The 24511-nt window shown below is 40.3% G+C and carries 22 protein-coding genes, 10 tRNA genes and 2 rRNA genes; 32 read left to right on the forward strand and 2 right to left on the reverse strand.

Features of this window, described 5'->3' with window-relative positions; genetic code table 11:
• Positions 1 to 126 precede the first annotated feature (126 nt).
• The 5 genes from MKX83_RS02645 to MKX83_RS02665 all read left to right on the forward strand — a co-directional run bounded on the left by MKX83_RS02645 (position 127) and on the right by MKX83_RS02665 (position 5451).
• Positions 127 to 813: an alpha/beta hydrolase gene (locus MKX83_RS02645; protein ID WP_095370833.1), complete on the forward strand. Its 687-nt coding sequence runs from the start codon at positions 127 to 129 to the stop codon at positions 811 to 813.
• 439 nt (positions 814 to 1252) lie between these two features.
• Positions 1253 to 2734 carry a DEAD/DEAH box helicase gene (locus MKX83_RS02650; RefSeq protein ID WP_095370832.1) on the forward strand — a complete coding sequence of 494 codons (1482 nt, stop codon included), beginning with the start codon at positions 1253 to 1255 and terminating at the stop codon, positions 2732 to 2734.
• Between the two features lie 212 nt (positions 2735 to 2946).
• On the forward strand, positions 2947 to 3366 hold the full coding sequence (fosB, locus tag MKX83_RS02655) for a metallothiol transferase FosB (RefSeq protein WP_341053897.1): 420 nt from the start codon (positions 2947 to 2949) through the stop codon (positions 3364 to 3366).
• A 176-nt stretch (positions 3367 to 3542) separates the two neighbouring features.
• Positions 3543 to 4022: a PH domain-containing protein gene (locus tag MKX83_RS02660; RefSeq protein WP_095370830.1), complete on the forward strand. Its 480-nt coding sequence runs from the start codon at positions 3543 to 3545 to the stop codon at positions 4020 to 4022.
• Complete coding sequence (locus tag MKX83_RS02665) at positions 4015 to 5451, forward strand: PH domain-containing protein (protein ID WP_341053898.1); 1437 nt, start codon at positions 4015 to 4017, stop codon at positions 5449 to 5451. Before MKX83_RS02660 ends, MKX83_RS02665 begins: the two co-directional genes overlap by 8 nt.
• A gap of 57 nt (positions 5452 to 5508) precedes the next feature.
• Here MKX83_RS02665 and MKX83_RS02670 read toward each other — a convergent pair whose 3' ends face one another.
• Positions 5509 to 6234: a rhomboid family intramembrane serine protease gene (locus MKX83_RS02670; protein ID WP_307315423.1), complete on the reverse strand. Its 726-nt coding sequence runs from the start codon at positions 6232 to 6234 to the stop codon at positions 5509 to 5511.
• Positions 6235 to 6325: 91 nt separating this feature from the next.
• On the opposite strand from MKX83_RS02670, the gene acpS reads away from it, so the two are divergent.
• The 14 genes from acpS (at position 6326) to MKX83_RS02740 (ending at position 17739) form a co-directional block, all read left to right on the forward strand.
• Positions 6326 to 6682: a holo-ACP synthase gene (gene acpS / locus MKX83_RS02675; protein WP_341053900.1), complete on the forward strand. Its 357-nt coding sequence runs from the start codon at positions 6326 to 6328 to the stop codon at positions 6680 to 6682.
• A gap of 230 nt (positions 6683 to 6912) precedes the next feature.
• A complete protein-coding gene (locus MKX83_RS02680) occupies positions 6913 to 7932 on the forward strand; it encodes a LolA family protein (protein ID WP_095370826.1) in 1020 nt (339 codons plus the stop codon).
• 276 nt (positions 7933 to 8208) lie between these two features.
• Entirely contained in the window at positions 8209 to 9357 is a 1149-nt protein-coding gene (gene alr, locus MKX83_RS02685; RefSeq protein ID WP_322910323.1) for an alanine racemase, read from the forward strand.
• Between the two features lie 217 nt (positions 9358 to 9574).
• The gene (locus MKX83_RS02690; RefSeq protein ID WP_095373546.1) at positions 9575 to 9856 is read left to right on the forward strand and encodes a CopG family ribbon-helix-helix protein; all 282 of its coding nucleotides are present in this window, start codon (positions 9575 to 9577) and stop codon (positions 9854 to 9856) included.
• 4 nt (positions 9857 to 9860) lie between these two features.
• Positions 9861 to 10211, forward strand: a complete 351-nt coding sequence (locus MKX83_RS02695; protein WP_095370824.1) for a type II toxin-antitoxin system PemK/MazF family toxin — start codon at positions 9861 to 9863, stop codon at positions 10209 to 10211.
• Between the two features lie 392 nt (positions 10212 to 10603).
• Entirely contained in the window at positions 10604 to 11422 is an 819-nt protein-coding gene (locus MKX83_RS02700; RefSeq protein ID WP_095370823.1) for an STAS domain-containing protein, read from the forward strand.
• Between the two features lie 4 nt (positions 11423 to 11426).
• Complete coding sequence (locus MKX83_RS02705) at positions 11427 to 11783, forward strand: STAS domain-containing protein (RefSeq protein ID WP_066192954.1); 357 nt, start codon at positions 11427 to 11429, stop codon at positions 11781 to 11783.
• Between the two features lie 4 nt (positions 11784 to 11787).
• Positions 11788 to 12189 carry an anti-sigma regulatory factor gene (locus MKX83_RS02710; RefSeq protein WP_095370822.1) on the forward strand — a complete coding sequence of 134 codons (402 nt, stop codon included), beginning with the start codon at positions 11788 to 11790 and terminating at the stop codon, positions 12187 to 12189.
• A gap of 12 nt (positions 12190 to 12201) precedes the next feature.
• A complete protein-coding gene (locus MKX83_RS02715; RefSeq protein WP_095370821.1) occupies positions 12202 to 13215 on the forward strand; it encodes a PP2C family protein-serine/threonine phosphatase in 1014 nt (337 codons plus the stop codon).
• Positions 13216 to 13273: 58 nt separating this feature from the next.
• Positions 13274 to 13606, forward strand: coding sequence for an anti-sigma factor antagonist (locus MKX83_RS02720; RefSeq protein ID WP_095370820.1), 333 nt, complete (start codon positions 13274 to 13276; stop codon positions 13604 to 13606).
• Positions 13603 to 14076 (forward strand): anti-sigma B factor RsbW, encoded by a 474-nt coding sequence (rsbW, locus tag MKX83_RS02725; RefSeq protein WP_095370819.1) that lies wholly within the window; start codon positions 13603 to 13605, stop codon positions 14074 to 14076. The genes MKX83_RS02720 and rsbW overlap by 4 nt, the downstream gene beginning before the upstream one ends.
• Positions 14054 to 14848 (forward strand): RNA polymerase sigma factor SigB, encoded by a 795-nt coding sequence (gene sigB, locus MKX83_RS02730; RefSeq protein WP_095370818.1) that lies wholly within the window; start codon positions 14054 to 14056, stop codon positions 14846 to 14848. Before rsbW ends, sigB begins: the two co-directional genes overlap by 23 nt.
• Positions 14845 to 15438 carry a PP2C family serine/threonine-protein phosphatase gene (locus MKX83_RS02735; RefSeq protein WP_224938125.1) on the forward strand — a complete coding sequence of 198 codons (594 nt, stop codon included), beginning with the start codon at positions 14845 to 14847 and terminating at the stop codon, positions 15436 to 15438. Before sigB ends, MKX83_RS02735 begins: the two co-directional genes overlap by 4 nt.
• A gap of 135 nt (positions 15439 to 15573) precedes the next feature.
• On the forward strand, positions 15574 to 17739 hold the full coding sequence (locus MKX83_RS02740; protein ID WP_095370817.1) for a Tex family protein: 2166 nt from the start codon (positions 15574 to 15576) through the stop codon (positions 17737 to 17739).
• Between the two features lie 73 nt (positions 17740 to 17812).
• Here MKX83_RS02740 and cmpA read toward each other — a convergent pair whose 3' ends face one another.
• Entirely contained in the window at positions 17813 to 17932 is a 120-nt protein-coding gene (cmpA, locus tag MKX83_RS02745) for a cortex morphogenetic protein CmpA (RefSeq protein WP_095370816.1), read from the reverse strand.
• A gap of 115 nt (positions 17933 to 18047) precedes the next feature.
• Here cmpA and MKX83_RS02750 point away from each other — a divergent pair, with 115 nt between their 5' ends.
• The 13 genes from MKX83_RS02750 to MKX83_RS02810 all read left to right on the forward strand — a co-directional run bounded on the left by MKX83_RS02750 (position 18048) and on the right by MKX83_RS02810 (position 24486).
• On the forward strand, positions 18048 to 18503 hold the full coding sequence (locus MKX83_RS02750) for a SprT family protein (RefSeq protein WP_095370815.1): 456 nt from the start codon (positions 18048 to 18050) through the stop codon (positions 18501 to 18503).
• Between the two features lie 91 nt (positions 18504 to 18594).
• Positions 18595 to 18669 (forward strand) — tRNA-Asn (locus tag MKX83_RS02755).
• A gap of 4 nt (positions 18670 to 18673) precedes the next feature.
• A tRNA-Ser gene (locus MKX83_RS02760) sits at positions 18674 to 18764 on the forward strand.
• A gap of 38 nt (positions 18765 to 18802) precedes the next feature.
• Positions 18803 to 18874: transfer RNA gene (locus tag MKX83_RS02765), tRNA-Glu, on the forward strand.
• A 15-nt stretch (positions 18875 to 18889) separates the two neighbouring features.
• Positions 18890 to 18966: transfer RNA gene (locus tag MKX83_RS02770), tRNA-Asp, on the forward strand.
• Positions 18967 to 18977: 11 nt separating this feature from the next.
• Positions 18978 to 19052: transfer RNA gene (locus tag MKX83_RS02775), tRNA-Gln, on the forward strand.
• A 7-nt stretch (positions 19053 to 19059) separates the two neighbouring features.
• Positions 19060 to 19132, forward strand: a tRNA-Lys gene (locus MKX83_RS02780).
• A gap of 15 nt (positions 19133 to 19147) precedes the next feature.
• Positions 19148 to 19234: transfer RNA gene (locus tag MKX83_RS02785), tRNA-Leu, on the forward strand.
• A 65-nt stretch (positions 19235 to 19299) separates the two neighbouring features.
• Positions 19300 to 19376, forward strand: a tRNA-Arg gene (locus MKX83_RS02790).
• Positions 19377 to 19384: 8 nt separating this feature from the next.
• Positions 19385 to 19461, forward strand: a tRNA-Pro gene (locus MKX83_RS02795).
• A gap of 25 nt (positions 19462 to 19486) precedes the next feature.
• Positions 19487 to 19560, forward strand: a tRNA-Gly gene (locus MKX83_RS02800).
• A 118-nt stretch (positions 19561 to 19678) separates the two neighbouring features.
• Positions 19679 to 21227: ribosomal RNA gene (locus tag MKX83_RS02805) — 16S ribosomal RNA — on the forward strand.
• A gap of 326 nt (positions 21228 to 21553) precedes the next feature.
• A 23S ribosomal RNA gene (locus MKX83_RS02810) occupies positions 21554 to 24486 on the forward strand.
• Together the 16S and 23S rRNA genes with 10 tRNA genes alongside form the textbook arrangement of a ribosomal RNA operon.
• Positions 24487 to 24511: the final 25 nt, after the last annotated feature.

Genomic DNA, 24511 nt, shown 5'->3' on the forward strand with positions numbered 1-24511 from the left:
ATTAACATTTTTTGCGTTGTGAGGATTTAATTTTCCGTATAGAGGGTAAAAAATAAACTAGATGTTTATGTTAAAGTTGATAAGCTGTTCAATAGCCTGATAAATTTACCATTGGCGGTGTAAAAGATGATTGGATGTTTATGCATACATGGATTTACAGGTGCACCTTATGAAGTCGCCCCATTGGCGAATTATATAAAGGAACATACGGATTGGGAAATAGCGGTTCCAACATTACCTGGCCATGGAGAAAAGCAGTCCTTAAAGGGGATTGTATTTCAAAAGTGGATCAATCATGCAGAGGAAGAATTAAAAAACTTACTAGAAAAATGCGAAGTTGTTTATATAATTGGATTCTCCATGGGAGGCATGATTGCTAGTGAATTAGCGGTAAAATACCCGGTAGCGAAACTGGTTTTACTTAGTGCAGCTGCCTACTATTTAAATCCAAGACAAATTTTCCTTGATATTAAAGGGTTATTAAGAGAAGGACTTCAAGGCACAAGAATAACGCAAAATCCATTATTTATACATTACAAACAAAAGATCAGCTCCACGCCGTTTGCTGCAGCTAGGCAGTTCCAAAAGCTAGTAGCGACGGTTCGCCCACGATTAAAAGAAGTGAAGGTTCCAACTTTCATCGCTCAAGGAGAAGATGATGGCATCGTTCCTGTACGCAGTGCAGATTATCTTTATAAACACATCACCTCAGAACAGAAACACAAAATTATTATTAAACGGTCAAAACATTTAATTTGTCATTGTGATGAAAGTGAGCACCTGTTTAAAGAAGTACTTCAATTTCTTTCATAACCTTTTAGTTAAGGCGATTTTCTTCAAATGAACTCTCTTTTGTCAATTGTTTATTTTTATACTACTGTCATACTATGTCCTGCGAAAGCATTGCAAATCATGCGTTGAGATGGTAATATATACAACAAAGTGTCAACAGGAACTCCATTGAAACCCGGACATACTCCACTGGTAGGAGAATGTCTTTTTTCATTACATGTCTGAATAAAAATTTCTATTTGTAATTGTTCGTTAGATTTAGGATGCGGAAGTCATCATACATTTATTTTTTTATACAAATAAGCATAGCAATTCATGCATTGGTAATAAATTCTCCCTCATCCTCTCTATAGTGGGTTTCTCTTAAATCGTTGTAATTATAACAACTTTGATTGGGGAAATTTCCTGCCTACTTGATGAAATAAAATATTTTTCAAAGAACAGAAGGAGATTGGATACATTGACTAAGTTTCAAGATTTGGGTATAAGCCCTGAAACAATGAAGTCTCTTAAAAGAATGGGGTTTGAAGAGGCAACTCCGATTCAAGCAGAGACGATTCCTTTAAGCTTGCAGAATAAGGACTTAATTGGACAAGCACAAACAGGTACAGGTAAAACAGCCGCTTTTGGTATTCCTATGATTGACCATATTGACTATAATGATAGTTTTATTCAAGGTTTAGTCATTGCGCCGACAAGAGAATTAGCCATTCAAGTGTCAGAGGAATTATACAAACTCGGTTTTGGGAAAAGAACGAGAGTGTTATCGATTTATGGTGGCCAAGATATTAACCGTCAAATACGAGCGTTAAAAAATCGTCCTCATATTATTGTCGGTACACCTGGAAGAATTCTTGATCATATTAATCGAAAAACACTAAAATTAGATCATGTCAAAAAAGTGATTTTAGACGAAGCTGATGAAATGTTAAATATGGGCTTTATTGATGATATTGAAAAAATCTTATCAAGTGTCCCAGAAGAGAAGCATACTTTACTCTTCTCTGCGACGATGCCACCAGCCATTCAACGTATTGCTGAACGGTTTATGAAAGAGCCACAAATCGTTCGAGTAAAAGCGAAGGAAATGACTGTACCACTCATTGAGCAATATTATATTGAAGTACAAGAAAAAAATAAATTTGATGTGTTAACAAGACTGCTTGATATTCAATCACCAGAACTTGCGATTGTTTTCGGACGTACGAAAAGAAGGGTTGATGAACTTTCTGAAGCCTTAAGTTTAAGAGGTTACAATGCAGAAGGAATACATGGTGACTTGAGCCAGGCTAAACGTATGTCTGTCCTTCGTAAGTTTAAAGAAGGGTCCATTGATGTCCTTGTCGCAACAGATGTAGCAGCTCGTGGATTAGATATTTCTGGTGTTACACATGTGTATAACTTTGATATACCACAAGATCCGGAAAGTTATGTTCACCGTATTGGTCGAACAGGTCGTGCTGGTAAAGAAGGAATGGCCATGACATTTATTAACCCACGTGAGAAATCATACTTACGTATCGTTGAAAAAACAACGAAAAAGAAAATGGAAAGAATGGCTGCTCCGACGTTAGATCAAGCATTAGAGGGGCAACAAAAGGCTGTTGCAGAAAAAGTCGAGCAAATCATTGAGGATAATCATCTTCAATATTATCAACAATCTGCACAACAATTACTTGAACACCACGACGCAACAACGGTAGTTCAAGCATTGTTGAAGCTCATGATCAAAGAACCGGACACGACTCCGGTAAAACTAACAGAAGAGAAACCTTTACCGGCTAAACGAGACAGAAGATCCACAGATAGAAGTAACCGTCCTAGAGGTGGGTATAGCCCGAAAGGAAGACAAAGTAACTCCTATCGCTCCCGTGATGGTAAACCTTCAGGTAAAAGGAATTATCAAGGAAATAAGAAAACAAATGCAAATAGCTATAGATAATATATTGGGAGAACCGAGCATTGAAATGAAGCTCGGTTCTTTTGTGTTATGTAGACATGTAGCAAAAGGGGTCTGTGGTGGAAGAAAATGAAAAGTCCATATAAAACTTATAGACGTTAAACTAGATGTGTTTTTATCTATAGTATTTGCTGCTGCTTCAGTATAATGGTTAATAGGATGCCAGATAAATTTAAGATGAGGTGAACGGCAGTATGATTAAAGGTTTGAACCATATGTTATTCTCTGTTTCTGATTTAGACCGTTCTATTGCTTTTTATGAGAAGGTTTTTGCAGCTAAGTTGCTTGTAAAAGGGAGAACGACAGCATATTTTGATTGTCAAGGCATATGGATTGCCCTTAATGAAGAAAAAGACATACCTCGTCAGGAGATTGCCCAATCTTATACTCATATTGCGTTTTCTATTGATGAAGATGATTTTGAAAGTAGTTATCAACGCTTACAAGACTTAAAAGTGAATATTTTATCAGGCCGCATAAGGGACAAAAAAGATAAGCGCTCGATTTATTTTACTGACCCGGATGGTCATAAATTTGAGTTCCATACGGGTAACTTACAAGATCGATTAGCCTACTACCGGCAAGATAAAGATCATATGACATTTTATAAGTAAATGAAGTAGATAGGTAAGGGATTAATCAACTTCACTCTAATTGAAACCTTTTCTTTAGATTATCGTATAGAAATAATAAATAAGAATGAAAAAATATCCAAGTTTTTACTGAGAAATAGTATGGCTTTCATGTATACTATAGTTGTTCAATAAGGAATTTTAGGGGGTTTACATATATGTTATCGAAGCCGCAAAAGCGTATTTCTAAACGGGGTCTGACTGTTTGGAAAATATCTGGTGCACTACATTCCCTTATCCCATTTGTATTGGCAATTGGCGCTATTGTTTTAACATTCATTTTTGATTGGCCGATGTGGATAATTGGTGTTGCATTAATTATATTTGCTCTTTATGCCTATTTAGCGATTAAAGTTTTTCCGACTGTGCGGTGGAAAAGGTGGCGCTATGAAGTGAGAGAGAATGAAATAGAACTACAGCATGGAATATTTATCATTAAACGTACACTCGTCCCAATGATTAGAGTACAGCATGTAGATACTCACCAAGGACCTATTCTTCGAAAATATAAACTAGCTACCGTGACGGTTTCAACTGCGGCAACTGTTCATGAAATACCCGCATTAGATCTAGAAGAAGCAGAAGAACTGCGATTTTTTATATCTAACTTAGCAAGGGTGGCTGTAGATGATGTCTGAGCCGAGAAGACTTCATCCGATTGCAGCCGTATCAAATGTACTGAAAACATTAAAGGACTCCATTATTCCCATTTTAATTATTGTCGTATTTGGTAATAGTGAAGGGAAGATTCAGCTTTTTATTACAATAGGTATTATTGCTCTTATTCTTATATCCGGTATTCTTACTTGGCTTCGTTTTACCTACAGAATAGAAGAGGGAGAATTACGAATTGAATCAGGGTTAATTATTCGGAAAAAAAGATATATCCCTTTCGAAAGAATCCAAAGTCTTGATTTATCAGAAGGTATTTTACAAAGACCTTTTGGTTTAGTGAAAATGACCATTGAAACAGCTGGTTCAGGACTAGAGGCAGAAGCTATATTGACTGCTATTTCTAAAAATGAGGCACAGCAGATTCAAGATATCCTATCACAATCTAAAAATGCACATATAGAGTTAGATGAGCAAATCGAAACAGAACAAAAAGAGGAACAAATACTTTACCAAATTAAACCTGGAGAGTTGATTTTACTTTCTTCGACCTCTGGGGGAGTAGGTGTTGTGATATCAGCTGTCTTTGCCTTTTTATCACAATTTGCTGAAGTCATTCCTTATGAGAAGGTATTTGATGAATTGAGTGTCTTTATTACAGGTGGTGTTATGCTCATCAGTTTAATGGTTTTCCTTGGTTTCGTTCTTGCTTGGCTTATTGCTCTCATTGGATCAGTGTTAAAGTATGCTAATTTCACTGTAAGAAAAGTGGGAGAAGAATTAGTTATTACCCGCGGTCTATTGGAGAAGAAGCAACTAACGATTCCCTTACATCGGATTCAAGCATTAAGGATAAATGAGAATCCAGTTCGACAAGCGATTGGCTATGCATCTGTTTACCTTGAGAGTGCAGGTGGGTCATTAAAGGATGCGGATAGCTCGAAAGTGATGCTGTTACCGCTCATTAAGAGAAACCGAATTCGCGAGAAGATAGAAACTGGACTAAATGATTACCAATTGACAGATATGTTTGTTCCAGCACCAAAAAGGGCTTTACGAAGATACATATTGAGAGGATTATTTATCTCTGTTCCAGTCGCAGTTATCCTTCTTTATTTCTTCTCAGTGTGGGGTTTATTTAGTTTAGTGTTCGTTGGATTGATGCTTATTTTATCTTATTACCGTTATAAAGCAGCTGGTTGGACGATTATAGGAAATCAACTCGTTCTTCGTTCACGATTTATTTCTAAAACAACTGTTTATTTGAGGAAGAATAGAACACAATCAATTTCAATGAAAGAAACGTATTTTCAGAAGCAAAATCAGTTAGCTACTATTTCTGCTAAGGCTATGTCTGGTTCAGGTGCAACTGGAGGAGATGTAGTTGACCTAGAAGTAGAAGATGTATTATCTATATACAAGTGGTATTCTTATACTCCTGAGAATACAGAATGAGAAACAGCAAATCCGAACATAAATTGTTCGGATTTGCTGTTTGTTTGAACGATTTCATTAACGTGACAATAGACCGATAATGGCAAGAAGAATAATGCCCCCAAAGATAATAATGGTTGATAGGGGGACACCTTTTAATCGTCTAGCTGAAGATTTCCATTGGTTTGTTGGTCTCGTTGCACCGTATCCAGCTTTTAATTTCGTTTTAATCATTGCTGAACCAGTGAGGAAACCTGCTAATAGACCAAATAGATGGGCAATCACATTTACATTCGCTTGCAAGAAGGTCATAATTACACCAATAACTGTGATGGCAAGAATGAGCTGAGTATTTTGCTGTGAAAGTAAATCTCTGCGGTACACAATAATAGCAATAAAGAAACCGAAGATACCATAAATCGCCCCGCTCGCGCCAACGTGAATATATGTTAACGGTTCAAGGATGAGAGTTGCGATATTCGCGCCAATACCAGCTAGGAAGTAAACAAGGAGGAAACGCCCCTTGCCAATTGCTCTCTCAAGTGGGGGTCCAAATAACACAAGCGAGAAGCAATTAAATAAAAGGTGAGCAAATCCGCTATGCATGAAGATAGGTGTAACAAGTCGCCATAACTCCCCTTGCATAATATAAATATTAATACCTGCAAAATGCGCCATTAACCAATTGGTTGGTAGGATGGGCAAAACAGTAAGTAAATACAATACAATATTAATAGCGATAATAGAAGTAACGATGGGATAGAAGCGAATAAATTCTCTAAAGCTTTCTGTCCTGATAAACAATAATTGACTCCTCCTAAAATGTTCTCATACATTAAATATACTATAGTTTGTTTTATGCAGCATTTATTTTATTTAGAAGATGGTGATTAGAATGATTAAAGGCATTGGTATCGATATGATTGAAATACAGAGAATTAAACAATTAGTAAAAAGAAAAGAACGGTTTGTCGAACGTATTTTAACAACAAGCGAAAAAAAGAAATATGAGACTCTAACTGGGCATAGAAAAATAGAATATTTAGCAGGGAGATTTGCTGCGAAAGAAGCCTTTGCTAAAGCGAAAGGAACAGGCATCGGACAATCACTTTCGTTTCTAGATATTGAAACAGCTAACCATACGACTGGACAACCGATAATTGTTCTTCCGGTTGATGGCTGTCTTGTACACTTATCTATTTCCCATAGTAGAGAGTATGCCATTGCTCAAGTGATAATTGAAAAAGAGTAGTATTCATTAGGACAGGAAGTAAAGTTGATTATAGCTACTATTCCTTCAAATAAACGCCTGTAATTAATTACATACAAATCATCCCCAGGCTCGAAAAAATATTCTTGATCTATTAGAAGGTCTGGAATAATCTTTGAGGTTGTCTCATATATTCAATAGTGCAATGGAGGAGACAAGGCCACGGAAGCGTTTGACTGCACTGTTGATTATAAGAAAAAGGGGTTGAAGGAATGAAGAAGAAGTTTTTCTGGCTACTCATGGGACTGGCCATAACTGTCACACTAGCTGCATGTGGGACAAAATCCCAGGAGGATGTGACAAAAGATTTATCGAGCAAACTAGAATCATTAAAAAGCTATAAGGCGGAAGCGAAAATGACGCTGCAAACAGGTTCCGAGCCGCAATCCTATGATATAGAAATATGGCATAAGAACCCGGAATTTTATCGTGTGGCACTTAAAAACACTGAAAAAGATCAAAGTCAAATGATCTTAAAGAACAAAGAAGGTGTGTTTGTTCTTACGCCAGCTTTGAATAAAAGTTTTCGCTTCCAAAGTGACTGGCCAAACAATAGTAGTCAAGCGTACCTTTATGAGTCATTAATTGAAGATATTCAAAATGATAAGGAAGCAAAATTTAAAGCAACGGAAGATCATTATGTTTATGAAACAAAAACGAGTTATCAAAACAATCAAATGCTACCTCTCCAAGAGATTACCTTGAATAAATCGGATCTATCTCCAGTTAGTGTAAAGGTAATGGATGCAGAAAGAACACCAGTTGTGACGGTAGATTTCTCCAATGTGAAATTTAATGAAGAACTAGATAATAAAGATTTCGATACGAAGAAAAATATGACAGGTGCGCAGTTAGAATTCCCAGTCATGGCTGAAGTAGCAGAAGAAGAAGATTTCACTGTCTTCTATCCAGAATCGCTACCTGAAGTTGAACTTGTTTCTGAAAAAGAAGTAGAAACAGAAGAAGGTAAACGTGTCATTCTAACCTATGAAGGTGAAGACAAATCATTCACAATGATTCAAGAGAAGGCTGTTATTGTTCAAACCTCTGGTGGTGAAGAGGCGATGATGAATGGTGACCCTGTTGACCTTGGCTTCACGGTAGGAGCCGTATCAGATAATATGGTATCCTGGACGCAAAATGGCGTGGATTATATGATTGCATCGACAAACCTATCGAAAGAAGAAATGATCCAAATTGCACAGTCTGTACAAGGGGAAGTTGTAAAATAAATATAGATAAGATAAACCCGAGGTAGATTCCTCGGGTTTCTTTGCGTTGTTTGTGGTTTCTACGGATGATAATTTTGCCAATATTAACGCCATATCATCTAGATTAATTGGTAATCAAAGGTAACTTTAAGTTACCATGTTTAACATACTTCTTAAATTACATCTTACACTGCTTTTACTTCACTCGGTCTAAGAAGAAAGTTTGTCTTTTCTGTTATACGTTAATGTGACATAATCAAATAATAGAAGGAAAAGTATAAAGAGGAAGTGGACGGTATGAATCAACAGGTCCCATATTTTCGTGATACTTGGGCAGAGATAAATTTGGATTATATCACATATAATGTAGAGTCAATGATTAAACATATTGGAGAAGAAGCAGAGTTGTTTGCAGTTGTGAAGGCAAATGCATATGGCCATGGAGATATAGAGGTAGCCAAGACAGCTCTAAAGGCTGGTGCCACATACTTAGCGGTGGCGACATTGGATGAGGCTTTTGCTCTTAGAAATAAAGGGATTGACGCTCCGATATTAGTTTTAGGGCTCACACGACCAGAGGATGCTGGGTTAGCCGAACAAGCAGCAATTACTTTAACTGTTTGCCAAGCTGAGTGGCTGAAGAAAGCTGCACCATTCATAAGTAAAGAAGTAAAAGTTCATGTGAAAATGGACTCGGGGATGGGTAGATTAGGGATTAAATCAAAAGAAGAATGGGGAATATTTCAATACCAACTACAGCAAGGAAAGTTCCATGTTGAAGGAGTTTTCACGCATTTTGCGACAGCAGATGAACTTGAGACATCCTACTTTAATGAACAGTTAAGCACCTTTAATGAAATGATAAGCTGGATGGATGAACAACCAAGATATATTCATGCTAGTAATAGTGCAGCTGGCATGAGACATCCTGAGGCGAAATTTAATGCAGTTAGATTTGGGATTTCAATGTATGGCATGTCACCATCTTCTGAAATTAAAAATCATTTACCTTTTAAATTAAAAGAGGCGTTTTCACTTCACACGAAAATTGTTCATGTGAAAAAATTGCAACCGGGCGAGAAAGTGAGTTACGGAGCAACGTACGAAGCTGAAAAAGAGGAATCAATTGGTACCTTGCCAATCGGATATGCGGACGGGTGGATTAGGAGGTTAGCAACACAAGAGGTCCTTGTTAATGGAAGAAGAGTAAGTATTGTCGGCAGAATTTGTATGGACCAATGCATGATTCGTATTAGTGAGGAAGAGCAAATTGGAGATGTCGTTACGTTAATCGGGACTCAAAATAATCAGACCATCTCTGTAGATGACATAGCTAACACACTTGAAACAATTAATTATGAGGTAACTTGCCAAATAGGTATGCGCATACCAAGAATCTATATGCAGGATCAAACAAAAATTTCTACAAGAAATGGGATTCTTTAATGCATATCAATGAACATGTTGGTAGATAATAGTTATTAATAATTTGGGAAATTATCACTGAAATTCCTAGGAAGACATTGAAAGAAAATGCAACTGTTTTTATGGATAATTTCTTACTAAATAAAAAACCCCCTTTGCAGCCTAAGAGAATAATGGTAATATGAAAATTGGTAGATATAAAAAATATGGTGTGTAGTGATGGTGGAGGTGTATGTTTGTGTCTGAATCCAGCGCAACAACAGAAATAGTGGTGAAGCTGCCGCAACATCTATTAACGGAATTAGATGGTTATGCGAAGCAAGAGAACGTAAACAGAAGTGAGTTTATTTATCAAGCAACGAAAATGTATTTGCGTGAACGGAAGAAAAGACATATTCGTGAGTCCATGAGACGTGGTTACATGGAAATGGCAAAATTAAACTTGACGATAGCATCTGAAGCATTTCAAGCGGAATACGAGGCAGAAAACGCAGTTGAACGTCTTGTAAGCGGAGGCTGATCCTTTGATTGTTAAACGTGGTGACGTTTATTTTGCAGACCTATCCCCAGTTGTTGGCTCAGAACAAGGCGGTGTCCGTCCAGTACTTGTTATACAAAACGACATCGGGAATCGGTTTAGTCCCACAGTAATCATCGCAGCAATTACCGCTCAGATTCAAAAAGCAAAGCTGCCTACTCACGTTGAAATTGATGCGAAGCGATATGCTTTTGAAAGAGATTCAGTAATATTGTTAGAACAAATTCGTACAATTGATAAGCAGAGATTAACCGATAAAATCACCCATCTTGATGACGAAATGATGGATAAGGTAAATGAAGCCTTACAAGTCAGTTTAGGTCTTATAGAATTTTAGAAAACGCTCAAAAAAGTTGGGGCGTTTTTTTATATGCTTCCTAATCTTAAACAAGTCCATTTATTGTAATGATAGGACTTATTAATATATGTAATACACTTATTGAAACGGGCTTAAACTTTAAATCCCCCAATTTTATATTTGAGATATTATTCTGAACAAAAAGAAATAAAAGGAATTTAATGTTTTAGGTTTGATAATAAGCAAAAAAGGGTACACACTTAATTTGGATATATTGTTAAAGACGTTTCAAATAGAAAGCGTTATAATATAAGGCAATAGATGTAGATTTTTGCTGGATTTTTTACAATCATGTAGATTTTTTTACAATCAATGATAATAAGGAAAAACTAACCAATAGATGTGCTAGTATAGGAGGTAAGGGAAGACAAATGACTTTGAAATATATTCAACACAATAAAGAAGATATTTTTAAAGAATGGTTGAACCGATTAAAAGAGGATTCTGACGAAACAATTACCAATGTCATCCTAGATCAAAACTTCGAGACATATGGAAGAGAGTTAGTGGAGCTCGCTATCTTGAAAATTTCTGGCAAAAAGGACGAGTATGAGCGTCAATCAGAGAATTTTTCAGATAGAATTGTCAGTTTAGGCTGGCCTCTACGTTTTGTCGTAAATGCTCTAGATGTACTGGGCGATGTTGTATTTGATGAAATGGTCAAAGATAAGTATATTCGTCCAGAGAATGAAGCGAAAGTGATGCATGATTTGAATCATTGGTTAAAAGCGATGAATAGTGAAATAATTAATGATTACACTGTTTCTTGGGAAAGAACGATCGCTAATCAAAAGATTGCATTGCAAGAACTATCGGCACCTTTAATTCCTGTATTTGAAGGCATTACAGTTATGCCATTAATTGGGATGATCGATACAGAACGAGCGAAGCAAATTATGGAAAACCTTCTTCAAGGTGTGGTAAAACATCGTTCAGAAGTTGTCTTGATTGATATTACAGGTGTCCCTGTTGTTGATACAATGGTTGCTCACCATATTATCCAAGCAGCAGATGCAGTCCACTTAGTAGGCGCAAAATGCATGCTTGTAGGTATTCGGTCGGAAATTGCGCAAACGATTGTGAGCCTTGGTATCGACTTAAACCGAATTATTACGAAAAATACAATGAAATCTGGCGTAGAAGCAGCATTGGAAATGACTAAACGTAAAATTGTGCCATTGGAGGGGTGACGTTTTGAGAATTCCGATTTTAAAACTACATGATTGTTTACTTGTTTCTATTCAATGGGAACTAGATGACCAGACGGCACTTCAATTTCAAGAAGACTTGTTAAAGAAAATACATGATACGAGTGCAAATGGTGTTGTAATCGATTTAACATCAATAGATTTTATTGATTCTTTTATCGCTAAAGTATTAGGTGATGTGATTGAAATGTCCCATTTAATGGGTGCTAAAGTTGTCATTACAGGCATTCAACCAGCAGTAGCAATTACGTTAACTGAATTAGGAATCGGTCTGAATAATGTATTGACCGCCCTAGATTTAGAAAAAGGTTTGGAGAAATTACAACAGGAATTGGGGGAATAGCCGAATGGACAACCAATCCTGCGTTAAAATAATCAATGAATGGGATATCGTTTCAGCGCGTCAGCTTGGTAGAAATGTTGCAAAAGAGCTGGGCTTTGGGACGGTTGACCAAGCAAGAATTACAACAGCAATAAGTGAACTTGCGAGAAACATATTCTTATATGCAGGTCAAGGTCAAATTTGTATAGAGAAGCTCTATGAGAATGGCAAAACGGGACTAAGACTATTATCGATTGATAGTGGTCCAGGTATTAAAGATTTGCGCCAAGTAATGGAGGATGGATATTCGACATCGGGCGGACTAGGAGCAGGTCTCCCAGGGGTAAAAAGACTGATGGATGATTTTCAAATAGATTCAAGCCCGGGTGAAGGTACAGATATAAGGGCGATTAAATGGCTCCGTTAGGGGGAACTTGAGATGGATTTCAGACAGAAATTGGAGTCCAAATATAGAGAGATATTAACGAATTATTTAGCTGACCGCTCAGAGCAGGCATTATATCAAGGACAAAAGTTAAGTAGGAATGCAATTGAACGGAACATTCCTCCAGAGGAAATTGTCAGCATCCATAGAAATATTATGGCTGAGATGTTTCCAGAAAAATTTAACGATAGAATGCAGGAGTCTTTTGATATACTGCTTGAAGTGATGGTGGCATATGGTTTTGCTTACCGCGAACACCAAAATTTAAAGCATATTCAACAGGAATTAAGAACCGAAATGGAAATCGCGGCTAATGTGCAAAAAACATTGCTTGGGACAGAGATTCCATGTAAAAAAGACATGGATATTGGAGCAATCAGCGTCCCAGCAAAACATATGAATGGTGATTATTTTAATTTTGTTGAGGATGAAAATAATAGTGTGAGCATCGCAATAGCTGATGTTATTGGAAAAGGGCTACCAGCAGCCCTTTGTATGTCTATGATTAAATATGCTATGGACAGTTTACCAGAAAATCGTAAAACGCCTACTCTGGTGTTGGAGAATCTAAATCGTGTTGTGGAACAAAATGTTGATTTAACGATGTTTATTACGATGTTTTATGGCACATATCATATCGATCATCATATCTTTTCCTATGCCTCTGCTGGGCACGAACCAGGCTTGTTTTATCATGCGGAAACACAGACATTTTCTGAGTTGCCTGCAAAGGGTCTATTATTAGGTATTGAAAAGAACACGAAATATAGAAAGTATGAAAAAGAAGTGATGCCTGGGGATATGATTATTTTGATGTCTGATGGCGTAACTGAATCAAGAACAAAAGAAGGCTTTATTGAAAGAGAAGAATTATTAGCCTTAATTGAGAAAAACATACACTTAAAAGCACAAAATATTGTGCAAAACGTATATAAAGAACTTGAAAAATTACAAGATTTCCAATTAAGGGATGATTTTACTTTAATTATATTAAGAAGAAATGTTTAAGCTAAAATTAAAAGGGTAAATGAGGAGTAACCAGCTATTCCTAAAAGGTGGGCAAAATATGAACATTAATATAGATGTAAATCATAATCAAAATATTACTGAGGTAACTGTAGGTGGAGAGATTGATGTATACACTGCACCAGAATTAAAGAAAGAACTTATTCCGCTTTCTGAAAAAGATAATGTGGAGATGATTGTTGATCTTTCGGGTGTATCCTATATGGATAGCACCGGCTTAGGTGTTTTTGTAGGACTTTTCAAAAATGTACGTGCGCACGATGGTCAATTTAAAATCATTGGGCTTTCTAGTCGTTTAAAAAGGCTGTTCGAAATTACTGGTCTTGCTGACATTATTGATATCAGCACCAAAATGGAAGGTGAAAAGAAATGACCGAGTCGTACGACTACATTGAGATGAAAATCCCATCGAAGCCGGAATACGTCGGTATTATTAGATTAACCTTATCTGGTATTGCCAGTAGAATGGGATTTAACTATGACGAAATTGAAGATTTGAAGATTGCAACGAGTGAAGCTTGTACAAATGCAGTTCAGCATGCATACAAAAACAACGAAAATGGTGAAGTGCTTGTAGGATTCGGCCTTTATAAAAATAAATTAGAAGTCATGGTTGCGGATGAAGGTGAGAGCTTGGATTTTCAACAAGCAAGAGACAGTGCAGGTCCTTATCAAGCAAATGATTCTGTTGAATTTTTACGAGAAGGAGGATTAGGCCTTTACCTAATAGAAACATTAATGGATGAAGTGAAAATTCATCATCAAAAAGGTGTAACAGTCTTTATGACTAAGTACCTAGAAGGAGAGCAGGTGGAGAGTGATGCAGAAGCAATCTCAACCTAAACAACGATCAAAAGAAGAGATTAATGATCTCATACAACAATATCAATTACATCAGGACGAATACGCACAGGAACAACTTGTTGAACAGTATTACAAATTGGTTGAATCCATCGCACGAAAATACTCTAAAGGTAGACCTTATCACGAAGATATTGTTCAAGTAGGTGTGATTGGACTACTTGGTGCGATTCGTAGATATGACGCTTCTTTTGGCAAAACGTTTGAAGCATTTGCTATTCCGACAATCATCGGTGAGATTAAACGTTTCTTACGCGACAAAACCTGGAGCGTGCATGTACCGAGACGAATAAAAGAATTAGGGCCAAAGATCAAAGCTACGGCGGAAGAATTAACAACTACTTTGCAACGTTCGCCTAAGGTCGAGGAAATTGCGGATGCTCTAGAAGTAACAGAAGAAGAAGTTTTAGAAGCAATGGAGATGGGCAAAAGTTATCAGGCGTTATCAGTTGACCATTCCATTGAAGCTGATTCCGACGGTGGTACTGTTACGCTCCTGGATATTGTCGGTAATGTGGATGATGGCTATGAAAAAGTCAATCAAATGCTCGTACTTGAAAAAGTGTTGCATGTTTTATCAGATCGAGAGAAACAAGTTATCCAGTTTACATTCCTAGAAAATCTAAGCCAAAAAGAAACAGGGGAAAGACTGGATATTTCTCAAATGCATGTATCAAGGCTGCAAAGAAGAGCAATTAAAAAATTGCAAGAAGCCATCCATGCTGAAAATGAAGGTTCGGAGTATATTCTATGATGAATGATCCACATCAAATGGACGTCATTACCGATCAGCTTGCTAAACGTGGTCAGTCCGTTTGTGGTGATTCTTTTTATTATCACACAACTGATGATTATTTTATTTGTGTATTAGCTGATGGTTTAGGTAGTGGAGAATATGCAAATGAAGCTTCATCTGCTGTTGTCAATACCGTTAGAGAAAATCACGATTTAGATATTTCAACCATTATGGATTTAAGTAATCAGTCACTTTTACATAAAAGAGGCGCTGCGGTAGGTGTGATTAAGATTAATTTTCACACAAAAGAATTAGCCTACTGTTGTACTGGAAATATTCGTTTTTTCTTTTATGGGGATACTGAGAAGCTCATTTACCCACTGCCAACATCGGGTTATTTGTCAGGAAAGCGTCAAGCATTTAAAATTCACCGTTTTGATTATACAAACGGAATTAAATTCTTGATGTTTTCAGATGGATACCCCATTTCTGGTATAAAAAAACTGATGAATAAATATTTACCAATCGAAGCAACTGCGAAGTTAATTAGGGCGCAGAACATGAATCTTATAGACGATGCAACATTTATAATCGGAAGCTTGCAATGATTGTTTCAATCAGCAAGCTTTTTTTTGCTCTTTAAAACACGAATCAAGACGGGGCTATAGCCAAAAATGCTTTACCTTTAAAATTTTGGTAGAATAAAGCAATAGTACAGTTTGCACTCAGGAAGGTGAAGAGACATGGATGATAAGAAAGATATTTTTGGACGAATAGCAAAAGAATTTTCATTATCCACAAAACAAATTGATCGAACCATCGCGTTAATTGAAGAAGGAAATACCGTTCCGTTTATTGCGCGTTATCGAAAAGAAATGACTGGTGCGTTAAATGAAGTACAAATCAAAGATATTGTTGAAAGATGGCAATACATACAAAACGTGAAGCAGAGAAAACAAGAAGTACTTAGGTTAATAGAAGAGCAAGGGAAATTAACCCCGGAATTATCTAATCAAATAGAAAAAGCGGAGAAATTGCAGGAAGTAGAAGATTTATATCGTCCGTACAAACAAAAAAGAAGAACAAAAGCAACCGTAGCGAAAGAAAAAGAGCTAGAACCATTAGCTACTTGGTTATTATCCTATCAAAATGATGATACGCCTGAAGAAAAAGCAACACACTTCCTAAATGAGGAAAAAGGTGTCACAACAGTTGAAGAAGCGCTTCAGGGGGCGCGAGATATTATTGCAGAAATGGTATCTGATGATGCGCAAAGTAGGAAATGGATTCGCGAAAAAACATATAAACAAGGAATTATTGAATCAGCTGTTAAAGATGAAAGCATCGACGAAAAGCATGTGTATGAGATGTATTATGAATATAGTGAAAACGTAGGTAAAATTGTTCCTCACCGTATACTAGCATTAAATCGTGGGGAAAAAGAAGGCGTACTTAAAGTCAGTATTAAGGTGGAACAAGAGCCAATTTTACAGTATTTAAATCGAAAATGGATCACTGTATCAAAACATATCAATGCACCATTTGTGGAAGAAGCGATTGAAGATGGTTATAAACGCTTAATTCAACCATCAATTGAAAGAGAATTAAGGGCTGAACTAACCGAAAAAGGTGAGGAACAGGCGATTAAAATTTTCTCTGAAAATCTTAAGAATCTCCTTTTACAACCACCACTAAAAGGGAAAGTCGTCCTTGCGGTAGATCCAGCTTATCGTACAGGCTGCAAATTAGCGGTCATTGATGAAACAGGTAAGGTATTAAAGATTGATGTTATCTATCCTCATCCGCCTGTTTCTAAATTAGGTGTAGCCAAAGACAAAGTCCTTTCCATGCTCAAAGCATATGAAGTGAAGATGGTGGCTATAGGTAATGGAACGGCATCAAGAGAGACAGAACAGTTTATTGCTGACTTGCTGAAAGAATTGAATGAAGAAATCTATTATTTAATCGTAAATGAAGCGGGGGCAAGTGTCTATTCCGCATCTGATATTGCACGTGAAGAATTCCCTGACTTTCAAGTTGAAGAAAGAAGCGCTGTTTCAATCGGGAGGAGACTACAAGATCCACTTGCTGAACTAGTAAAAATTGACCCTAAATCAGTTGGTGTCGGTCAATACCAACATGATGTCTCTCAAAAAAGGTTAACGGAATCATTAGATTTTGTTGTCGAGACGGCTGTAAACCAAGTTGGAGTGAATGTGAACACAGCCTCTCCGTCACTATTACAACATGTAGCTGGTTTATCGAAGGCTGTCGCAACGAATATTGTTAAGAAAAGAGAAGAAGAAGGCAAATTTACTAATCGGAAACAATTAAAGAAAATTCCTCGCTTAGGCGCGAAGACGTACGAGCAAGCCATTGGATTCTTGCGAATTGTTGATGGAGAGGAAGCATTAGACAGAACATCGATTCACCCTGAAACCTATGGGGAAGTAAGTAAATTGCTTAAAATGTTAAAGATGAATTCTAACCATTTAGGCTCTGCACAATTAATAGAAGCGTTAAGCCAGTTATCTATAAAAGAAACAGCAGAAGAATTAAATATTGGTGAATTAACGCTCAAGGATATAATTGATGCATTAATGAAACCTGGTCGAGACCCTAGGGATGAATTACCTGCTCCGCTATTAAAGAAAGAAGTATTAAAGCTGGATGATTTGAAGGAAGGGATGGAACTTCAAGGGACCGTCCGAAATGTAGTTGATTTCGGAGCTTTTGTAGATATTGGCGTGAAGCAAGATGGTTTAGTCCATATCTCAAAGCTAAGTAATCGGTTTGTGAAACATCCGTTAGATGTCGTATCTGTTGGTGATGTTGTGACTGTATGGGTCGATTCGGTTGATCAACAAAAAGGCAGAGTAGCGTTAACCATGCTCCAACAAGGTCAATAAATAAGCATAAAAAGCCGTGGGATTTTTCCAACGGCTTTTTATGTAAATCATTGTGGGTTTGAGAAGGAGTTTCCTACGTACCAGAACAATGCTTCTTTCTATAAAAGTACCAGCATTGATTCAATAATTTGATTTGATAACGGTCCTTCTCTAAGAAAGCACGTTTCATTTGGTTCTGTAACCAAACAGGCATGGAATAGCCTCCTTTCTCTCACTTTCCACGGTCCTTTATGCTATGCTAATGTATATCAATTGTATGCGCTTATAGGTTGTCACGTGCTAATTTTATCCTTGAAAGGAGTGAAGAAATGAGTGATAAGGAATTACAAAGGTTAGTTGAAGAGGTATCTTTGAGGTGGTTCGATCTTCCTTTTCGTCATACAGCGAAATTCAATAGTAGATTAAGAACAACCGGAGGACGATATATGCTGTCTGATCACCGCATTGAAATTAATCCGACATATTATCAGCATCTAGGAATGGAAGAATTAGTTGGTATTATTAAACATGAACTATGTCATTACCATCTGCATTTGGCTGGGGCAGGCTATCAACATCGAGATAGTGATTTTCGGAGGCTAATGGCTAAAGTAGGTGCACCAAGGCATTGTTCGTCTTTACCTCAGAAAGTTTCTTACATTATGTATAAATGCAACCAGTGCAATCAACTCTATAGAAGGAAACGTCGAATAAACACAAACAAGTATAGATGTGGCCAATGTATGGGCAAATTAGTGTTAATATCTACTGATAAAAATAATTGAAATTCATGCTTGACTTTTTACATGGTGGTAATTATAATTTAAAGAGTCGATAAGGCAGTGCTTGTTGACTACATATTCTCTTTTAACATATTCCGCAGTAGCTCAGTGGTAGAGCATTCGGCTGTTAACCGAACGGTCGTAGGTTCGAATCCTACCTGCGGAGCCATTTTGGAGAAGTACTCAAGTGGCTGAAGAGGCGCCCCTGCTAAGGGTGTAGGTCGGGCAACTGGCGCGAGGGTTCAAATCCCTCCTTCTCCGCCATTCTTATATACATATTTGTTTTTCTTTTTTTATGTTATGGCCCCTTGGTCAAGCGGTTAAGACACCGCCCTTTCACGGCGGTAACACGGGTTCGAATCCCGTAGGGGTCATCTTTTTAAAGGTTAGGTCCGGTAGTTCAGTTGGTTAGAATGCCTGCCTGTCACGCAGGAGGTCGCGGGTTCGAGTCCCGTCCGGACCGCCATATCTTAATAATGGGCTATAGCCAAGCGGTAAGGCAACGGATTTTGATTCCGTCATTCGCAGGTTCGATCCCTGCTAGCCCAGCCATTTTTATGAGCCATTAGCTCAGTTGGTAGAGCATCTGACTTTTAATCAGAGGGTCGAAGGTTCGAGTCCTTCATGGCTCATCTTAAACAATTTATGCGGTCGTGGCGGAATGGCAGACGCGCTAGGTTGAGGGCCTAGTGGGTGAATAACCCGTGGAGGTTCAAGTCCTCTCGGCCGCACCAAAAAGATTTAAAAAAATACTTGACTCATTAAAATTAGTATGATATTATAATAGAGTTGCTTCAAGGCGCCCGTAGCTCAATTGGATAGAGCGTTTGACTACGGATCAAAAGGTTAGGGGTTCGACTCCTCTCGGGCGCGCCATATACTTACGGGAAGTAGCTCAGCTTGGTAGAGCACTTGGTTTGGGACCAAGGGGTCGCAGGTTCGAATCCTGTCTTCCCGACCATGCAAAACCAACAAATTAATTAAATGCGGGTGTAGTTTAGTGGTAAAACCTCAGCCTTCCAAGCTGATGATGAGGGTTCGATTCCCTTCACCCGCTCCATTACCGAAAAGATTGTTCTTTGAAAACTGAACGAACGTAAAACGTCAAGCGTAATTCTAAAAAAAGCTGATTTATCAGCAACAAAGCACCATAGGTGCAAATGAGCTAATCAAACACTTTATTGGAGAGTTTGATCCTGGCTCAGGACGAACGCTGGCGGCGTGCCTAATACATGCAAGTCGAGCGAATCTGAGGGAGCTTGCTCCCAAAGATTAGCGGCGGACGGGTGAGTAACACGTGGGCAACCTGCCTGTAAGACTGGGATAACTCCGGGAAACCGGGGCTAATACCGGATAATATCTATTTATACATATAATTAGATTGAAAGATGGTTCTGCTATCACTTACAGATGGGCCCGCGGCGCATTAGCTAGTTGGTGAGGTAACGGCTCACCAAGGCGACGATGCGTAGCCGACCTGAGAGGGTGATCGGCCACACTGGGACTGAGACACGGCCCAGACTCCTACGGGAGGCAGCAGTAGGGAATCTTCCGCAATGGACGAAAGTCTGACGGAGCAACGCCGCGTGAGTGATGAAGGTTTTCGGATCGTAAAACTCTGTTGTTAGGGAAGAACAAGTACCGGAGTAACTGCCGGTACCTTGACGGTACCTAACCAGAAAGCCACGGCTAACTACGTGCCAGCAGCCGCGGTAATACGTAGGTGGCAAGCGTTGTCCGGAATTATTGGGCGTAAAGCGCGCGCAGGCGGTTCCTTAAGTCTGATGTGAAAGCCCACGGCTCAACCGTGGAGGGTCATTGGAAACTGGGGAACTTGAGTGCAGAAGAGGAAAGTGGAATTCCAAGTGTAGCGGTGAAATGCGTAGAGATTTGGAGGAACACCAGTGGCGAAGGCGACTTTCTGGTCTGTAACTGACGCTGAGGCGCGAAAGCGTGGGGAGCAAACAGGATTAGATACCCTGGTAGTCCACGCCGTAAACGATGAGTGCTAAGTGTTAGAGGGTTTCCGCCCTTTAGTGCTGCAGCAAACGCATTAAGCACTCCGCCTGGGGAGTACGACCGCAAGGTTGAAACTCAAAGGAATTGACGGGGGCCCGCACAAGCGGTGGAGCATGTGGTTTAATTCGAAGCAACGCGAAGAACCTTACCAGGTCTTGACATCCTCTGACAATCCTAGAGATAGGACTTTCCCCTTCGGGGGACAGAGTGACAGGTGGTGCATGGTTGTCGTCAGCTCGTGTCGTGAGATGTTGGGTTAAGTCCCGCAACGAGCGCAACCCTTGATCTTAGTTGCCAGCATTTAGTTGGGCACTCTAAGGTGACTGCCGGTGACAAACCGGAGGAAGGTGGGGATGACGTCAAATCATCATGCCCCTTATGACCTGGGCTACACACGTGCTACAATGGATGGTACAAAGGGCTGCAAGACCGCGAGGTTTAGCCAATCCCATAAAACCATTCTCAGTTCGGATTGTAGGCTGCAACTCGCCTACATGAAGCCGGAATCGCTAGTAATCGCGGATCAGCATGCCGCGGTGAATACGTTCCCGGGCCTTGTACACACCGCCCGTCACACCACGAGAGTTTGTAACACCCGAAGTCGGTGGGGTAACCTTTTGGAGCCAGCCGCCTAAGGTGGGACAGATGATTGGGGTGAAGTCGTAACAAGGTAGCCGTATCGGAAGGTGCGGCTGGATCACCTCCTTTCTAAGGAATATACGGAATTAACTTGATGTTAGACTGTTCGTTCAGTTTTGAGAGTATAATCTCTCATTTCAATCGTTCTTTGAAAACTAGATAATGTAATGAAGAAGATTACCGAGTAATCGCCACCTTAGTTATTTTCTCTCTATATAATAGTAATAGAGTAGAGATACTAAACTTTTTTTAAAAACACACAACCGTGAGGGTTGTGAGAAGCAAGCAGTTCAAGGAAGCGAGCGAGGAAACACCGGAGTGTGCGTCTTGTGCACATGAGGATGTTGACGAGTGAGCTGACGCCGAAATGCGTAGCTTATCGCAAGCCGAACAATGGTTAAGTTAATAAGGGCGCACGGTGAATGCCTTGGCACTAGGAGCCGATGAAGGACGGGACTAACACCGATATGCTTCGGGGAGCTGTAAGTAAGCTTTGATCCGGAGATTTCCGAATGGGGAAACCCCCTATCCGTTATGGGATAGGATCCATACCTGAATACATAGGGTATGGAAGGCAGACCCGGGGAACTGAAACATCTAAGTACCCGGAGGAAGAGAAAGCAAACGCGATTCCCTGAGTAGCGGCGAGCGAAACGGGATTAGCCCAAACCAAGAGGCTTGCCTCTTGGGGTTGTAGGACATTCTATACGGAGTTACAAAGGAACGAGATAGACGAAGAGGTCTGGAAAGGCCCGCCATAGGAGGTAAAAGCCCTGTAGTTGAAACTTCGTTCCCTCCAGAGTGGATCCTGAGTACGGCGGGACACGAGAAATCCCGTCGGAAGCAGGGAGGACCATCTCCCAAGGCTAAATACTCCCTAGTGACCGATAGTGAACCAGTACCGTGAGGGAAAGGTGAAAAGCACCCCGGAAGGGGAGTGAAAGAGATCCTGAAACCGTGTGCCTACAAGTAGTTAGAGCCCGTTAATGGGTGATAGCGTGCCTTTTGTAGAATGAACCGGCGAGTTACGATTACATGCGAGGTTAAGTTGGACAGACGGAGCCGTAGCGAAAGCGAGTCTGAATAGGGCGAATGAGTATGTGGTCGTAGACCCGAAACCAGGTGATCTACCCATGTCCAGGGTGAAGTCCAGGTAACACTGGATGGAGGCCCGAACCCACGTACGTTGAAAAGTGCGGGGATGAGGTGTGGGTAGCGGAGAAATTCCAATCGAACTTGGAGATAGCTGGTTCTCTCCGAAATAGCTTTAGGGCTAGCCTCATGCGTAAGAATCTTGGAGGTAGAGCACTGTTTGGACTAGGGGCCCTCATCGGGTTACCGAATTCAGACAAACTCCGAATGCCAAAGATTTATCCATGGGAGTCAGACTGCGAGTGATAAGATCCGTAGTCAAGAGGGAAACAGCCCAGACCACCAGCTAAGGTCCCAAAGTATACGTTAAGTGGAAAAGGATGTGGAGTTGCTTAGACAACCAGGATGTTGGCTTAGAAGCAGCCACCATTTAAAGAGTGCGTAATAGCTCACTGGTCGAGTGACTCCGCGCCGAAAATGTACCGGGGCTAAACGTATCACCGAAGCTGTGGATTGAACATCGTTGATGTTCAGTGGTAGGAGAGCGTTCTAAGGGCGTTGAAGCTAGACCGTAAGGACTGGTGGAGCGCTTAGAAGTGAGAATGCCGGTATGAGTAGCGAAAGATGGGTGAGAATCCCATCCACCGAATGCCTAAGGTTTCCTGAGGAAGGCTCGTCCGCTCAGGGTTAGTCGGGACCTAAGCCGAGGCTGAAAAGCGTAGGCGATGGACAACAGGTTGATATTCCTGTACCACCGTATTCTGTTTGAGTGATGGGGGGACGCAGGAGGATAGGGTAAGCGCACTATTGGATGTGCGTCTAAGCAGTTAGAGGGACCATGAGGCAAATCCCATGGTCATATACCTTGAGCTGTGATAGCGAGGGAAATTTAGTACCGAAGTTCTTGATTCCACACTGCCAAGAAAAGCCTCTAGCGAGGAATAAGGTGCCCGTACCGCAAACCGACACAGGTAGGCGAGGAGAGAATCCTAAGGTGAGCGAGAGAACTCTCGTTAAGGAACTCGGCAAAATGACCCCGTAACTTCGGGAGAAGGGGTGCTCATTAGGGTGTTAAAGCCTTGATGAGCCGCAGTGAATAGGCCCAGGCGACTGTTTAGCAAAAACACAGGTCTCTGCGAAGCCGCAAGGCGAAGTATAGGGGCTGACGCCTGCCCGGTGCTGGAAGGTTAAGAGGAGAGGTTAGCTCACGCGAAGCTTTGAATCGAAGCCCCAGTAAACGGCGGCCGTAACTATAACGGTCCTAAGGTAGCGAAATTCCTTGTCGGGTAAGTTCCGACCCGCACGAAAGGCGTAACGATCTGGGCACTGTCTCAACGAGAGACTCGGTGAAATTATAGTACCTGTGAAGATGCAGGTTACCCGCGACAGGACGGAAAGACCCCGTGGAGCTTTACTGTAGCCTGATATTGAATTTTGGTACAGCTTGTACAGGATAGGTAGGAGCCTTAGAAGCCGGAGCGCTAGCTTCGGTGGAGGCGTCGGTGGGATACTACCCTGGCTGTATTGAAATTCTAACCCACATCCCTTATCGGGATGGGAGACAGTGTCAGGTGGGCAGTTTGACTGGGGCGGTCGCCTCCTAAAGAGTAACGGAGGCGCCCAAAGGTTCCCTCAGAATGGTTGGAAATCATTCGTAGAGTGTAAAGGCACAAGGGAGCTTGACTGCGAGACCTACAAGTCGAGCAGGGACGAAAGTCGGGCTTAGTGATCCGGTGGTTCCGCATGGAAGGGCCATCGCTCAACGGATAAAAGCTACCCCGGGGATAACAGGCTTATCTCCCCCAAGAGTCCACATCGACGGGGAGGTTTGGCACCTCGATGTCGGCTCATCGCATCCTGGGGCTGTAGTCGGTCCCAAGGGTTGGGCTGTTCGCCCATTAAAGCGGTACGCGAGCTGGGTTCAGAACGTCGTGAGACAGTTCGGTCCCTATCCGTCGTGGGCGCAGGAAATTTGAGAGGAGCTGTCCTTAGTACGAGAGGACCGGGATGGACGCACCGCTGGTGTACCAGTTGTCTTGCCAAAGGCATCGCTGGGTAGCTATGTGCGGAAGGGATAAGTGCTGAAAGCATCTAAGCATGAAGCCCCCCTCGAGATGAGATTTCCCATAGCGCAAGCTAGTAAGATCCCTGAAAGATGATCAGGTTGATAGGTTAGAGGTGGAAGTGTGGCGACACATGTAGCTGACTAATACTAATCGATCGAGGACTTAACCAAACAGGCGATTACTCAATAAATATCT

This window comes from Cytobacillus sp. FSL M8-0252, assembly GCF_038007345.1.
Lineage (GTDB): Bacteria > Bacillota > Bacilli > Bacillales > Cytobacillaceae > Cytobacillus > Cytobacillus kochii.

Coding starts and splice junctions, on each gene's coding strand:
- MKX83_RS02645 (WP_095370833.1), top strand. CDS start 127: ATGATTGGATGTTTATGCATACATGGATTTACAGGTGCACCTTATGAA.
- fosB (WP_341053897.1), top strand. CDS start 2,947: ATGATTAAAGGTTTGAACCATATGTTATTCTCTGTTTCTGATTTAGAC.
- MKX83_RS02660 (WP_095370830.1), top strand. CDS start 3,543: ATGTTATCGAAGCCGCAAAAGCGTATTTCTAAACGGGGTCTGACTGTT.
- MKX83_RS02665 (WP_341053898.1), top strand. CDS start 4,015: ATGTCTGAGCCGAGAAGACTTCATCCGATTGCAGCCGTATCAAATGTA.
- acpS (WP_341053900.1), top strand. CDS start 6,326: ATGATTAAAGGCATTGGTATCGATATGATTGAAATACAGAGAATTAAA.
- MKX83_RS02680 (WP_095370826.1), top strand. CDS start 6,913: ATGAAGAAGAAGTTTTTCTGGCTACTCATGGGACTGGCCATAACTGTC.
- alr (WP_322910323.1), top strand. CDS start 8,209: ATGAATCAACAGGTCCCATATTTTCGTGATACTTGGGCAGAGATAAAT.
- MKX83_RS02700 (WP_095370823.1), top strand. CDS start 10,604: ATGACTTTGAAATATATTCAACACAATAAAGAAGATATTTTTAAAGAA.
- MKX83_RS02710 (WP_095370822.1), top strand. CDS start 11,788: ATGGACAACCAATCCTGCGTTAAAATAATCAATGAATGGGATATCGTT.
- MKX83_RS02715 (WP_095370821.1), top strand. CDS start 12,202: ATGGATTTCAGACAGAAATTGGAGTCCAAATATAGAGAGATATTAACG.
- MKX83_RS02720 (WP_095370820.1), top strand. CDS start 13,274: ATGAACATTAATATAGATGTAAATCATAATCAAAATATTACTGAGGTA.
- rsbW (WP_095370819.1), top strand. CDS start 13,603: ATGACCGAGTCGTACGACTACATTGAGATGAAAATCCCATCGAAGCCG.
- sigB (WP_095370818.1), top strand. CDS start 14,054: ATGCAGAAGCAATCTCAACCTAAACAACGATCAAAAGAAGAGATTAAT.
- MKX83_RS02735 (WP_224938125.1), top strand. CDS start 14,845: ATGATGAATGATCCACATCAAATGGACGTCATTACCGATCAGCTTGCT.
- MKX83_RS02740 (WP_095370817.1), top strand. CDS start 15,574: ATGGATGATAAGAAAGATATTTTTGGACGAATAGCAAAAGAATTTTCA.
- cmpA (WP_095370816.1), bottom strand. CDS start 17,932: ATGCCTGTTTGGTTACAGAACCAAATGAAACGTGCTTTCTTAGAGAAG.
- MKX83_RS02750 (WP_095370815.1), top strand. CDS start 18,048: ATGAGTGATAAGGAATTACAAAGGTTAGTTGAAGAGGTATCTTTGAGG.